Source organism: Corynebacterium sp. ES2715-CONJ3 (assembly GCF_024814365.1).
In the GTDB taxonomy this organism is placed as follows: domain Bacteria; phylum Actinomycetota; class Actinomycetes; order Mycobacteriales; family Mycobacteriaceae; genus Corynebacterium.
Genome location: NZ_JANUXS010000001.1, coordinates 137,469 through 150,827, shown reverse-complemented (window position 1 = coordinate 150,827; position 13,359 = coordinate 137,469). Strand labels below are relative to the sequence as shown.

Genomic DNA, 13,359 nt, shown 5'->3' with positions numbered 1-13,359 from the left:
GAATTTTATGAAAACTGCTCATTTTGACCTCATCGTTATAGGCGCCGGTTCTGGAAATATGATTCCAGGCGAGGACTTCCGCGATAAATCCATCGCTATCGTAGAAAAGGGCGCGTTTGGCGGCACCTGCCTGAATGTAGGATGCATTCCTACTAAAATGTTTGTCTACGCCTCCGAGGTGGCGGGCATGATAGCCGAATCTGAGAAGTACGGCATCGCCTCCGAGCGCGGCGAGATTGATTGGAACAGCATTCAAAAACGCGTATTCGAGGAACGCATTGACCCCATCTCAGCGGGCGGCGAGGAATACCGACGCGGTCCTCAGACGCCTAATATCGAGGTTTTTGATCAGCACGCTCGTTTCACCGGCCCCCGCACTATTCGCACCGCTCAGGGTGCAGAGGAATGGGAAATTACCGCTGAGGACATCGTCATCGCTGCTGGCGCTCGGCCAAGAATCCCCGAAGTAGTCCGGGATATTGATTTTTTTACTAACGAAAATATCATGCGCATCGAGCGCCTTCCTGAGACGATGGCGGTGTGGGGTGGCGGCTTTATCGCTCTCGAATTTGCCCATATCTTCCATCAGCTGGGAGTAAAAGTAACCATCATTAACCGTTCGGATCTTCTCTTGCGGCGATTGGATGCTGATATCGCCGAGCGGATCACGACACTTACAGCGCAGCAGATGGATACCCACGTGGGTGTCGAGATTGTTAAAGCTGAGCAGTCAAAAGAAACAGGAGCCGTGGATCTCGTTCTCGACAATGGTCACACCGTGCATGCAGATATGTTGCTAGTAGCAACCGGGCGCATCCCTAATGGAGATTTGATGGATCTAGAGAAGGCTGGCATCGAACTCGATGCAGGTCGGATCAAGGTCGATGATTTCGGGCGCACTACGGCTGAGGGCGTATGGGCTCTGGGAGATATATCCTCACCATTCCAGCTCAAGCACGTTGCTAACGCAGAGTCCCGGGCGATTAGCCACAATCTCCTCCACCCTCATGATCTCGTTCCCATGCCCCATGACAACGTGCCTTTTGCCATTTTCACCCATCCTCAGATTGCTAGTATAGGTCTCACGGAGGCTGCCGCACGCCAGCAGGGTCATGAGCTAACCGTGAAAATCCAAGACTACAAAGATGTAGCCTACGGATGGGCTATGGAGGACACCACGGGCTTTGTCAAACTTATTGCAGATAGGGACAGTGAGAAACTTTTGGGAGCCCATATAGTTGGCCCCCAAGCTTCCACCCTGATCCAGCCGCTGATCACTGCGATGTCTTATGATCTTAATATCAAAGAATTTGCCCGCAAGCAGTACTGGATTCACCCAGCTCTGCCGGAAGTTGTGGAAAATGCTCTCTTAGGACTGGAGTTTGCGTCGGCCTAAAATCTGCACGTACCCCCGCGATCTCTACGTAGCGATCGCGGGGATATTTTAGGATATTTCCTGAAGAAGCTGATCGAGATCCCAATGGTCTTCAATATGGTCCGCGATCATATCGAGTTGTGTCAACCGTTCAGCTGCGAAATCGGTAGTGGGGCTGATAACAAAATCGTTTTTTCCTAGCGCACCTGCGATGTCTCCGAGGAATTCACGCCGGAAGTTGTTATTTTCCATTTGCCCGTGCCGATGAGTGCCAAAGAAGTTTCCGCGCCTTAATCCCTCGCCTGAAATCCACGGGTCATCGTGTGCTCGCACCAGCTGGCCATAGTGCACTTCATAGGCCCCGTGGTCATGACGGATCAGGGTTTTGGTGTCGGCGAATTCTATATCGGCATCGAAGAAATTTAGGCCCTGAGCTGAGGTCTGATCACTAGATTCGACTGTATCGACGATGGTCTTGCACATCATTTGAAATCCCCCGCAAATTCCAAGCGTCGGTAGATTATTGATGCGACGGTGCTCGAGGGCTGCGGCGATGTGAGTATCATGCAGCCATTGTAGATCCGAGAGAGTGGATTTACTCCCAGGGATGACAACTAGATCAGCTTCGGCGATATAGTCGGGATCGACACTGAAACTTGCATTTATCCCAGGTTCGGTGGCGAGTGCCTCGATATCGGTGGCGTTAGAGATACGCGGCAGCCTGATAGCTGCAACGTTAATGCGCTGTGAGCCGAGGGCCTGCTGGTGCGGGCCGATGGTAGCTCCAGGTTGGGACTGCAGGGAATCTTCTGCATCGATCCACAAGCCCTCGATAAAGGGCAAGACGGCTTTTGTTGCCACACCGGTGAGTCGCTCTAATTCTGCCAATCCCGGCTCGAGTAGTGATTGTGTTCCACGGAATTTGTTCACTACAAAACCTTGAATGCGAGCTCGGTCTGCGGGACTAACGATCTGGTGTGTGCCGTAAAAATGGGCTAAGACCCCACCACGGTCGATATCTCCGACAAGATAAACGGGCAAATTCGCTTTCTCTGCAAGACCGAAGTTCGCTATATCAGTGTGACGGAGATTGATCTCGGCGGGAGATCCCGCCCCCTCACAGATGACGAGGTCAAATTCCTGTTCAAGTTCTTTCAACGCTGTCACCGCTACATCGCGAATATGGCTACGGTGGTGAAAATAATCGTGGGCGCTTACTACTCCCATCGCTTGGCCTCGCACGACAAGCTGGCTAGTGCGATCGCTGCCGGGTTTGAGCAGAACTGGATTGAATTTTGTCTCCGGCTCAAGACCTGCAGCAAGGGCCTGGAATGCCTGTGCCCGTCCGATCTCACCACCATCAGGGGTGACGTCAGAATTATTGGACATATTTTGGGCTTTGAAGGGTGCTACTGCGACGCCGCGGCGATAGAAAGCGCGGCAAAGTCCGGCTACGACCACGGATTTACCCGCGTCGGAAGTACATCCTGCTACTAAGAAACTCACCATATTATTCGTTACCCGTGAATAGGCTATGAGCCGGAGCTGGGAATAGTGAGAATTTCATTCCCGTCGTCTGTGATCACGAAGGTATGTTCGAATTGTGCGGTGAATTTGTGATCGGTATTTTGCACGGTCCACCCGTCTTTCCAGATCCGGTAGTCTAGGGATCCCAGATTAATCATGGGTTCGACGGTTAAGGTCATTCCTGGTTGTAGGGTATCCGTATAGGCGTCGGAATCATAGTGGAGAACCACGAGTCCGTTATGGAAGGTGGGCCCCACTCCGTGGCCAGTGAAATCCCGTACTACGTTATAGCCAAACCGCTTGGCATATGATTCGATCACGCGACCAATCACATTGATTTTACGGCCTGGTTTGGCCGCGCGAATCCCTCGCATTGTTGCCTCGTGCGTGCGCTCGACGAGGAGGCGGTGTTCCTCCGAGACGTTGCCAGCGAGAAAAGTAGCGTTAGTGTCGCCATGCACTCCATTTTTGTAAGCCGTGACGTCTATATTGACTATATCCCCGTCCTGAATCACCGTGGAATCGGGAATTCCGTGGCATACGATCTCGTTAAGCGATACGCAACAGGACTTGGGAAAACCAAGATAACCTAGGGTCGATGGGTAAGCGCCGTGATCGAGCATATACTCGTGAGCAATACGGTCGAGCTCGTCGGTAGTCACTCCTGGGGCGACTGCCTTACCAGCTTCCTGTAGGGCGCTGGCGGCAATGGCGGATGACTCCCTCATAGCTTCGATGACCTCGGGGGTCTGGATAAAAGGCTCGCCCATATTTTCACGAACCTTTTTCTTCCACACATACTCTGGTCGTTCTATGCTATCCGGGACGGTGCGAATCGGAGTGGGTTTTCCAGGCTTAATGGGACTTCTTTTCTGCATGAGTTCTATCGTAGTACGCCCCCGCTTCAGGTCGCGATTTTCTACCCGACCAGATCATCTTCCTATTGCCCGCCCTCTCTTAGCTCATCGAGACGACTAAAGAAGCGATCGGTCATCGCTACAGCCGATTCTGAACCCCCACCGAGGACGATGAGCGTGGCAAATGCGATATCATCACGATACCCTGTAAACCATGAGTGGGATCCTGAGTTAATTTCGGCCTCGCCTGTCTTCGCGAAAATCTTTCCACCAGCGCGCATTCCGGCGGCCGTGCCCCCTGGTTCGGTCACGGCACCCATTAGAGCCCGCAATTGTTCGATAGTAGCTGGATCGGGATCTTTCTTCTTTCCTGTTACCTTGGTGTCAAACCCAGAGATCAGCCACGGGAGTGGAGTTTTTCCGGTTGCGGCGGTCGACGAGGCCAAAGCAAGCCCAAATGGACTGACTAAAACCTCTCCTTGGCCGTAGCCGGACTCTGTACGTTCAAGGGGCTTCTCCCCTGTGGGGACCGAGCCAGTCACGGTGGCGAGTCCCGGGATCTCATAGTCCACTCCGAGGCCGAATTCCTTAGCGACAGCCTGCAGTTCTCCTGCGTGCAAGTCGGTTGATATCTGTGCGAATGTCGTGTTGCAGGAACGCGCAAACGCGGTTTCTAAGGGAACATTTCCGAGGCTGAAGCCATTATAGTTATTGACTATGCGTCCATAGATATTCATCGAACCAGGGCAAGGGACCACAGTGTCGGGGTGAAGGCCCCCTTGTTCGATACCCGCTGCAGCGGTGATAATTTTAAATGTCGAACCAGGTGGGAATAGGCCCGTCAGGCCGAGGGCACCTTGTTTATCTGCTTCTTTTGTTTGAGCCACCGCCAAAATCTCTCCCGTTGTGGGGCGTAGTGCGAGAATTATGGCTTGTTGCTCACTGCGCATCGCCACGGCTTCCTCCGCAGCCCGTTGCACAAGATGATCCAAACTAATCTCGATGGCGGGAGCAGTATCTGGTTCGTGGTGCTCGATGGTATCAATCACCGCTCCATCGTGGGTCACCACCACGATACGCCAGCCGTTGACTCCGTCGAGACGATCGTTGACGAGGTGGGCCACACGGGACACGATCTCGGGCGCAAATCCCGGATCTGTTGACACCATCGCTGCTTCTTCGTGGAAAATTATTCCCGGTTTTCCTCCCAAAATAGCCTTGATCTGAGCTGATATTTCCTTGCGCGCGGTGGTCACCGAGTAAACTCCGCTGGCTTCTTGTAGATTAGCGGCTAGAGTGGCCTCATCGATAAGGAGAGCGTTGGGATCAGTGCGGTGAATCTCGGCGAATGCTGCCGCAATGGCCCGTGCCATTGCTCGTCGATCCCCTACTTGATCGAGATCGACCAGGATCCGATCCACAACTCCCGGAACGAGTACTGCTGCCCCATCAGAGGAAATGATGCTTGCCCGTTGGGCATTAATGGCACGTAACTCTAGGTGCTGATTGGCCCCTAAGCGCGGGTGAATTATCGAGGGCTGCCAACGGATCACCCACTGATCGTTGAATTTATTTAAAACCAGAGAGCTCTCATATTCCAAAGTGCGCTCGCGCGGGATAATCCATGTGAGCTGGTAGTAGACTGTAGCTAGAGTTTCACGCGCCTCGACCTTCGTGATAGTAGCCTCGAGAGCGTCGGCTTGCAGCCCTTGGAAAGTTTCCGCGAGGACATTTTCCGCGTCTTTCGGTATATCGGTAAGAGCAGCGGCTGCGGCGAAATCTTGGTCGATAAAATGGGAGAGAAATTCTTGCGCTATTGGCTTTACTGCGGCTGGTTTAGGGGTACAGGCCGTAAGCGAAGCGATGAGGAAAACGGCGCATACAAGGGCCTGCGGTGACCGCAATAAAGCTCTGATCATGGGAAAATTTTAGCACTCAGCCATGTGCTTATTGCGATGGCGCACCTATTTCTTTGATCGAGACAAAACCCGACGGTCTTGAAGCGGGACCGTCGGGTTATATGCGTGGAGGAAATCTTTAGGATGTGATGGAAACTTTAGTGGTTCCACCCTCTTTGATTTCGAGGCCCTCAGCCTCAGCAATCTTCATAGCTTCTTCGATCAAAGTTTCCACTATCTGGGATTCCGGAACCGTCTTTATAACTTCTCCCTTGACAAAGATTTGCCCCTTGCCATTACCGGAAGCTACTCCCAGATCGGCGTCTCGGGCTTCCCCAGGTCCATTGACCACGCAACCCATAACAGCGACTCGCAGTGGAATATTCATGCCGTCAAGAGCAGCCGATACTTCTTCGGCTAGGGTATACACGTCAACTTGAGCACGTCCGCAGGATGGGCATGAAACAATTTCGAGGCCACGTTCACGAAGTCCCAGCGATTGCAGGATTTGGTCGCCAACTTTGACTTCTTCTTTTGGATCCGCCGACAGTGACACCCTAATCGTATCGCCGATTCCCTCGGATAAGAGTGCACCAAAGGCAACAGCAGACTTGATCGTGCCTTGGAAGGCTGGGCCGGCCTCGGTCACGCCAAGATGAAGCGGGTAATCACACTGCGCAGCTAGTTGGCGGTAGGCTTCCACCATGATGACTGGGTCGTTGTGTTTGACAGAGATCTTAATGTCGCCGAATCCGTGTTCTTCAAATAGAGAAGCCTCCCACAGCGCAGATTCCACGAGGGCCTCAGGCGTGGCTTTCCCATATTTCTCTAGTTGGCGCTTATCGAGGGATCCAGCGTTAACACCGATCCGAATGGGAACCCCAGCTTCACCGGCCGCTAGGGCCACCTCTTTAACTCGGCCGTCGAATTCCTTGATATTTCCTGGATTAACACGCACTGCCGCACAGCCTGCTTCGATAGCTGCGAAAATATATTTCGGCTGAAAGTGAATATCGGCAATCACTGGAATGGGCGATTTCTTCGCAATAATCGGCAGCGCTTCAGCGTCGATGGGTTTGGGGCAGGCAACGCGTACGATATCGCAGCCTGATGCCGTAAGCTGCGCAATTTGCTGCAGGGTGGCATTGATATCGTGCGTCTTGGTGGTTGTCATTGATTGAACTGAGATGGGATATTCGGAACCGACGCCTACGCTACCAACCTGCAGTTGACGGGTGGTGCGCCGTGGGGCCAAAACTCGGGGCGGAGTTGAGGGAAGACCTAAACCTATCGAGGTAGACACTGAAACAGTTACTCCTTTATCCGTCATTCCCCAAGGGGGAAATGAAAAATGTGCGAAGCCTCAAATCGGACTTAATGAGTTAGTAAACCGGTGCTTCTTTTTCATAGCCTACCACCGACGTGGGCAGCGCTTGGCAGTGCCTATACCTTAGGTTTCCCTAAGATATAAGCGAGCGATAGCTAAAGCTCAGCATTAGAATAACCGAACTGGGTTCACTATATCGGCCACGATAACAAGCACTCCGACAATAGTCAGTAAACCTGCAAAAAATAAGGTGACCGGAATGAGTTTGGTGTAATCGGCTGGTCCGGCTGGGGCTAGGCCGCGGAGGGCGCGGAAGAAATCTCGCACTTTCTCGTAGAGCACCACAATAATATGTCCGCCATCGAGAGGCGGTAATGGTACGAGATTAAAAAATGCGAGGAAAAGATTAAGGCTGGCAAGCATCATAAAAAACATAGCCCATAAAGATCGCTCTACTAATTCGCCGCCTACTCTCGAAGCTCCCACCACACTAATAGGACCATCTTGAGCACGCTCTGCGCCAAAAATAGAGGCTACGACGCCGGGGATCTTCGCTGGGAACTGTGCAAGTCCGCGAGCGGTTTCCTTGACTGCGGTATTGGTGAAGGAGGCCGTGGCCGATACTGCTTCGATGGGGCCAAATCGCTTGATATAATCAAGCGGGGCGCTGCTAATTCCAATAGCTCCAACCGTCACGGATTCACCCGTGGTGGTAATCCTGCGAGCCGCGGCCACCTGCACCGTTATATCCTGCACCTCTCCAGCTCGTTCTATACTGAGCTCGATCACTTTACCCGGTTTGTCGAGAATATACTGTCGCAGCTCACCGAAATTTCCGAGGGGATTGCCGTTTGCGGCGATGATCTTATCACCTGGCTGAATCCCCGCCTCCCCCGCGGGCCCGAGGCCGGAACATTCACTGAGGGATCCATCCGCTCGCTGTATTTCAGCGACGCACCCAGTGCTCGCCACAGTGGCACGCACATCTGCACGTGGGTCGGGCAAGCCAGAAGATACAGCTATGCCATAGAGGATTGTGACGGCAATCAGGAGGTTCATCGCGATTCCTCCCATCATGACGATGACACGCTGCCACCACGGCCGATTACGCATCGCATAGGGGGCCTCCTCCGCGGTGACCTCGTCCTGATTGGTCATCCCAGCAATCTCGCAGAAACCACCGAGAGGGATCATCTTCAAGCCGTATTCTGTGTGCCCGCGATGCACGGAAAAGAGGGTGGGTCCGAATCCGATGAAATAGCGCCGCACCTTCATATGAAAAGACCGAGCCGCAAAATAGTGCCCCCACTCGTGCAAAGCGATTGTGAGTGCAATTCCTAGGGCGAACAGTATAACTCCTGCTATATAGCTCATCTAATTATCTTTCTCCGCAAAATTACCTAGTTATGGTCCTGAGGAATTGGTCCGTGCGCAGCCTCGCCTCTCGCTCAACGGCGAGGACCTCGTCGATTGTGGTGGCGGGTTCGGCAAAAGCTGGGGCTTGGGAGAGTATCTCATCCACGGTGTCGACGATCTGCGGGAATTTAATGGACCCTTTCAAATAGGCAGCAGCCGCTTGTTCATTGGCTGCGTTATACACTGCTGGATAGGTTCCACCTTCGCCAGCTGCTAGTCGAGCAAGACGCACGGCAGGAAATGCCTCATCATCGAGGGGCTCAAATTCCCACATATGCTGGTGGGAAAATTGGAGGGCTGGTTGAGCCTCCTTCACGCGGTGAGGCCAGTTGAGTGCCAGAGAAATAGGCAGTTTCATCGAAGGGGGCGAAGCCTGAGCAATAGTTGCCCCGTCGTGGAAGGTGATCATGGAATGCACTATAGATTGCGGGTGCACGGTGACTTCAATGAGATCCGGAGCGATATCGAAAAGCAAGGTGGCTTCGATTAGCTCTAGCCCCTTATTCACCATCGAAGCTGAATTTAGGGTATTCATCTGCCCCATGGACCACGTGGGATGATTGGCCGCCTGCTGAGGGCTGACATCCCACATTTGCTGTCGTGTCCAACCACGGAAGGGACCCCCTGAGGCCGTAAGTACGATGCGCGCTACTTCTTCGCGGTGTCCAGCTAGAAGACACTGTGCCATGGCGGAGTGTTCGGAGTCTACAGGGATGATCTGACCCGGCTCAGCTGCTGCTATGGCCAAACGTCCACCTGCGACAAGGGATTCTTTATTAGCCAAAGCCAAATAAGCACCGCTGGCTAGCGTGGCCATCGTTGCAGCCAAGCCCATGGAGCCTACCAGCGCGTTCAAAACGGTATCGGCGGGTACTGCCTCCACAAGTTCCTTCGCAGAATCGGATCCTTGGAGTACTGCTCCACCGAGAGCTTGAGAGACTACCGCGGCCGCTGCGGGGTCAGCGACAGCTATGTGATCGGGGGTCAAACCGAGAGCACGAGCCTGAGAGATGATAAGTTCTGGGTTGCGACCACCGGCAGCTATGCCACATACCGTGAATTTATCGGGGTTATCGGCGATCACCTCGAGGGCCTGGGTGCCGATCGAGCCCGTACTGCCCAAAATTAAAATTCGCTTGCTCATCTTTTCTATTGTTCCACTAATGTGCCCAACTGGAGAATAGTTGCCTGTAACTGGGTAAAATGCGGATCTCAATCCTATCGATAATAGCCACCATCCCCCTATAGTGGCTGTACTTTTGGTGGATGGATGTGATCGCACTAAGTGACGTCATCAGGATTCATGATGGTGCCACCAAGGCTTCGAGCACAATAAAGCGCATATACGGTATGTGCTGGATCCTTCTGCAGCGCATGGGGTTTAGACCCACCTCGCATTTGCGGTACCGATATGCCAAAATGGTGACGTATAACCAGTATTATTAGTAGCGAAGTATCAGTAAGTAATATAAGGAGACTAGCGTGGCAGGTTCACACGAAATCACCCCGGAAGTTCATAATGGTGTGTCCACTTTGGATGAGCCTTCGGCTGCATGGGGGTGGCACCATCTAGGCCGCCACGCTGTCCAGCTATCTGGATGGACCACTGTATTTATCCTGTTGGCCTACAATTTTGGTAATCATACCGGACATGTAGAAACCTTTTATCTCTTTACTTTCGCGGCTCTTATTGCCGTCGGACTGCTGTGGCAGATCTTCGAGCCCCAGGGTAAACAAACGCGGACTCTCACCGCGCGCAATAAGCCCTTAGGCTATGAGGAACCAGACTGGGCCTATCTTCAAGCCACGGTCTCTGGCCCTTATGCTCAGCTGAAAGACTCTGAGTTGCGCGCTCTCAATATCGAGCCTTCGCGTGTGGCACACTTGCGTGCCCTCGACAACTAAGCGCTACGCATCTTAAAAAAAGGAACGGCCGATTTGGCCGTTCCTTTTTTTATAATTCTACTGCGATGATTGGCTCAGTTCATCGGCGGCAAGCTGCCCACAGGCGGCGGCTATCTCCTGGCCCTTGGTATTGCGAACTGTGCACGTAACGCCCTGAGCGATAACACGGCGTACAAACTCTTCCTGGCGTTCTACAGGCGATGCGTCCCATTGAGACCCGGGGGTCGGATTGAGGGGAATGAGATTCACATGCGCCTTGGATCCGAGCGCCTTGTGTAATCGTTTGCCTAGAAGATCAGCGCGCCACCCTTGATCGTTGATATCTCTGATGAGTGCATATTCGATGGAAACGCGCCGTCCGGACCGATCCGCATAATAAGCGGCGGCGTCGAGGACCTCCTCTACCGCCCAACGGTTATTGACGGGGACTAAGCTATCGCGCAACTCATCGTCGGGGGTATGCAGTGAAACGGCTAGTGTAACGGAGAGATCTTCGTCCGCTAACTTGCGAATCGCAGGTGCGAGACCCACCGTCGAGACGGTTACATTTCGCTGCGATATTCCAAAACCCTCGGGAACGGGTTGCGTAATTTGGCGCACTGCAGAAACCACACGCTTATAGTTCGCTAGCGGTTCTCCCATTCCCATAAATACGATATTGGAGAGGCGTCCACCCTCACTAGCCATCGTTGCGGCCGCGGCGCGCACCTGATCGACGATTTCTCCGGTGGATAAATTGCGATCCAGCCCTCCCTGCCCAGTCGCGCAGAACGGACATGCCATTCCACAGCCCGCCTGAGAGGAGATACACAAGGTTGCGCGTTGTGGATAGCGCATTAATACTGACTCCAGGAGAGTCCCGTCGTGCAGTCGCCATAAGGTTTTTTGGGTCTCCCCATCATCAGCCTCGACTACCCGCACCTGCCTCATCAACGGTGGAAAAAGCTTTTCCGCCACACGTTCACGATCCTTCGCAGGTAGATCGGTCATGGTGCGCGGGTCGGATTCGAGACGCCCGTAATAATGTTTGGCTAGCTGATTGATCCGAAACCTGGGCAGCCCCATCGCTTCGGCTGCAGCCTGACGCTCCGCGGTGCTTAAGTCAGCAAAGTGAGTAGGTGGCATGGATCGCCGTGGGGTGGAGAAATTGAGAGGAATTGCAGTAGCCATAGTCACTCCATCTTTTCATGTTTTGATGCAAAGGTCGATTAAGCACAGATTCTCGTTCTACCCAGCCGTGCCAGGCGTGCTCCAGATTCCATCTGCCGCCGCGAGCTCCAACACCGTTGCGATGGAGCTATCGGACGGTTATATTTTTCGTTCTAATGCTCACCCTGTATATAGCAGGCGCCGGTAACGATCACTCTGAACTTCCGCAAATATTTAGGGGCATTGCACGCGATGGTGATGGTATATATATCAGGGCTGCTAGTAGGCTGTGCGTCCAGGCGATATTTCCCTTAGTATGAGCCCTCTCCCTTCGATAGAGTCCATATCTTAAACTTTTAAAACTGACAGTTGCCACTTGGGTTGGGAGAACCTTGAGAAGGTCGCGGGCAATACCCCTTGGGGCCAGCTTTATACGATTGGGGGATTGTGGTGGTTTAGCTGTGAAAAATAGTTGCGTTGTTCCGCTGCTTAACGTTGAATTAATAATATGAATCAACTTAATCCCGAATCTCATCCCCTAGACGCCGATCCGGTCGTGGTCAACCCTGGCGATGCAAATCCCGCGACTTCAATCACCCCTGTTGTCCATGAAGGTGCAGCTGTGACGCCTGCCACCGCGGTCAACGAGGATAAAGCGAGCGCGACATCTTCCACATCCGAGGTAAAAAGCTCTATTGCCGGTGGCACGTGGGTGGCCTTGATCCTAGGGGCGCTGCTTCTTATTGTTCTTTTGGTCTTCATCCTGCAAAATCAGCAACAAATTGAACTGGTCTTATTCGCTTGGAACTTTACGTTCCCAGCTGGGGTTGGCTTCCTTCTCGCAGCTATTGCAGGCGCACTTATTATGGCTTTGGTCGGCGGTGTACGCATTCTACAATTGCGCAGTCAAGTGAAGAAAGCTGCTCACCACATCTAGTTCTTCGCTTTAAAAAAGATCGAAAAAACCGTAGCTCCCTCGGCGCTACGGTTTTCTCATTTGATATTTAGCTTGCAATAAAACTCAAGACTAACCACGTCACCATGGCTGCGGGCAGCATGCCGTCAAAGCGATCCATGACGCCACCATGGCCAGGGAGCAAGTCCGACATATCCTTAATTCCTAATTCGCGCTTAAATTGGGATTCAACGAGATCACCCAGAGTGGCACAAATAACAAGACCAATCCCCAGAGCTATCCCCCAGAACCATTCGTAGCCGAGGAGAAAGTGCACACTCATGGCTCCAGTAGCTACCCCAAAAATTACGGAGCCTGCAAAGCCCTCCCAGCTCTTTTTGGGGCTAACGGCCGGAGCCATGGGGTGAGAGCCGATGAGCACCCCGACGATATATCCACCCGTGTCGGAGGCAATCACGCACAGCGCGAAGGTAGCAATAAACATCGTCCCGCTTATTCCGCCGTCGCCCTCAAGCAAAGACATCATCGCAGCAAAGCTACCAAATAACGGGACCCACGTAAGGACAAAGATTCCCATAGCGGTATCACGCAAATAGTTTTGTGGCGGGGCGTGGCGTCCGTGGTGGAAGAGTCTAGAGAACATTAGTAATAACACGGCCGTGACAAATCCGGAGACTAACCCCTTGGGGCCAAAGAAGAGACTGAGCCACAGCATCAGTTGGCCCCCAATTTGCAGCCACCAGCGTTGGACGATATAGCCCTTTTCATTCAACCGCGACATCACTTCCCACATAGCAATGGAGATGGCGATGGAGACGAAGAGGTACCAACCATGAGGTCCCGAGAACATTGCGAGGGCAGCGAGCACAAAGAGGGCGACTCCAATCAGAATCGCTTGTTTGAGATCGCGCCCCGCAGAATTCCTAGGCCTAGGTAAGCGGCGAGGTGTGGACGGCATTAATCATTTCCTTCAATCACGCACGCGCCAT

General features: G+C 53.0%; 11 protein-coding genes. 3 read left to right on the top strand and 8 right to left on the bottom strand.

Features of this window, described 5'->3' with window-relative positions; genetic code table 11:
• Positions 1-7: 7 nt before the first annotated feature.
• The gene (gene mtr / locus NXT00_RS00670; protein WP_259157674.1) at positions 8-1,396 is read left to right on the top strand and encodes a mycothione reductase; all 1,389 of its coding nucleotides are present in this window, start codon (positions 8-10) and stop codon (positions 1,394-1,396) included.
• 48 nt (positions 1,397-1,444) lie between these two features.
• Here mtr and NXT00_RS00665 read toward each other — a convergent pair whose 3' ends face one another.
• From NXT00_RS00665 to dxr, 6 genes are all read right to left on the bottom strand, one after another.
• Positions 1,445-2,884, bottom strand: a complete 1,440-nt coding sequence (locus NXT00_RS00665; protein WP_259157671.1) for a cobyric acid synthase — start codon at positions 2,882-2,884, stop codon at positions 1,445-1,447.
• A 23-nt stretch (positions 2,885-2,907) separates the two neighbouring features.
• Positions 2,908-3,780 carry a type I methionyl aminopeptidase gene (gene map / locus NXT00_RS00660; protein WP_259076306.1) on the bottom strand — a complete coding sequence of 291 codons (873 nt, stop codon included), beginning with the start codon at positions 3,778-3,780 and terminating at the stop codon, positions 2,908-2,910.
• Between the two features lie 62 nt (positions 3,781-3,842).
• Positions 3,843-5,678: a penicillin-binding transpeptidase domain-containing protein gene (locus NXT00_RS00655; protein ID WP_259076304.1), complete on the bottom strand. Its 1,836-nt coding sequence runs from the start codon at positions 5,676-5,678 to the stop codon at positions 3,843-3,845.
• A gap of 118 nt (positions 5,679-5,796) precedes the next feature.
• Positions 5,797-6,987, bottom strand: coding sequence for a flavodoxin-dependent (E)-4-hydroxy-3-methylbut-2-enyl-diphosphate synthase (gene ispG / locus NXT00_RS00650; RefSeq protein WP_259076302.1), 1,191 nt, complete (start codon positions 6,985-6,987; stop codon positions 5,797-5,799).
• A gap of 165 nt (positions 6,988-7,152) precedes the next feature.
• Positions 7,153-8,358: an RIP metalloprotease gene (locus NXT00_RS00645; RefSeq protein WP_259157669.1), complete on the bottom strand. Its 1,206-nt coding sequence runs from the start codon at positions 8,356-8,358 to the stop codon at positions 7,153-7,155.
• Positions 8,359-8,380: 22 nt separating this feature from the next.
• The gene (gene dxr, locus NXT00_RS00640; protein WP_396124886.1) at positions 8,381-9,544 is read right to left on the bottom strand and encodes a 1-deoxy-D-xylulose-5-phosphate reductoisomerase; all 1,164 of its coding nucleotides are present in this window, start codon (positions 9,542-9,544) and stop codon (positions 8,381-8,383) included.
• Positions 9,545-9,882: 338 nt separating this feature from the next.
• On the opposite strand from dxr, the gene NXT00_RS00635 reads away from it, so the two are divergent.
• Positions 9,883-10,305, top strand: a complete 423-nt coding sequence (locus NXT00_RS00635) for a DUF2631 domain-containing protein (RefSeq protein WP_259157667.1) — start codon at positions 9,883-9,885, stop codon at positions 10,303-10,305.
• A 57-nt stretch (positions 10,306-10,362) separates the two neighbouring features.
• Here the strand turns inward: NXT00_RS00635 and rlmN are convergent, their stop codons facing one another.
• Positions 10,363-11,475 (bottom strand): 23S rRNA (adenine(2503)-C(2))-methyltransferase RlmN, encoded by a 1,113-nt coding sequence (gene rlmN / locus NXT00_RS00630; RefSeq protein WP_259157665.1) that lies wholly within the window; start codon positions 11,473-11,475, stop codon positions 10,363-10,365.
• A gap of 487 nt (positions 11,476-11,962) precedes the next feature.
• Between rlmN and NXT00_RS00625 the strand changes: the two genes are divergently transcribed.
• Positions 11,963-12,391 (top strand): lipopolysaccharide assembly LapA domain-containing protein, encoded by a 429-nt coding sequence (locus NXT00_RS00625; RefSeq protein ID WP_259076298.1) that lies wholly within the window; start codon positions 11,963-11,965, stop codon positions 12,389-12,391.
• Between the two features lie 67 nt (positions 12,392-12,458).
• Here NXT00_RS00625 and NXT00_RS00620 read toward each other — a convergent pair whose 3' ends face one another.
• Positions 12,459-13,328: a phosphatidate cytidylyltransferase gene (locus NXT00_RS00620; RefSeq protein ID WP_259076297.1), complete on the bottom strand. Its 870-nt coding sequence runs from the start codon at positions 13,326-13,328 to the stop codon at positions 12,459-12,461.
• Positions 13,329-13,359: the final 31 nt, after the last annotated feature.

Coding starts and splice junctions, on each gene's coding strand:
- mtr (WP_259157674.1), top strand. CDS start 8: ATGAAAACTGCTCATTTTGACCTCATCGTTATAGGCGCCGGTTCTGGA.
- NXT00_RS00665 (WP_259157671.1), bottom strand. CDS start 2,884: ATGGTGAGTTTCTTAGTAGCAGGATGTACTTCCGACGCGGGTAAATCC.
- map (WP_259076306.1), bottom strand. CDS start 3,780: ATGCAGAAAAGAAGTCCCATTAAGCCTGGAAAACCCACTCCGATTCGC.
- NXT00_RS00655 (WP_259076304.1), bottom strand. CDS start 5,678: ATGATCAGAGCTTTATTGCGGTCACCGCAGGCCCTTGTATGCGCCGTT.
- ispG (WP_259076302.1), bottom strand. CDS start 6,987: ATGACGGATAAAGGAGTAACTGTTTCAGTGTCTACCTCGATAGGTTTA.
- NXT00_RS00645 (WP_259157669.1), bottom strand. CDS start 8,358: ATGAGCTATATAGCAGGAGTTATACTGTTCGCCCTAGGAATTGCACTC.
- dxr (WP_396124886.1), bottom strand. CDS start 9,544: ATGAGCAAGCGAATTTTAATTTTGGGCAGTACGGGCTCGATCGGCACC.
- rlmN (WP_259157665.1), bottom strand. CDS start 11,475: ATGGCTACTGCAATTCCTCTCAATTTCTCCACCCCACGGCGATCCATG.
- NXT00_RS00625 (WP_259076298.1), top strand. CDS start 11,963: ATGAATCAACTTAATCCCGAATCTCATCCCCTAGACGCCGATCCGGTC.
- NXT00_RS00620 (WP_259076297.1), bottom strand. CDS start 13,328: ATGCCGTCCACACCTCGCCGCTTACCTAGGCCTAGGAATTCTGCGGGG.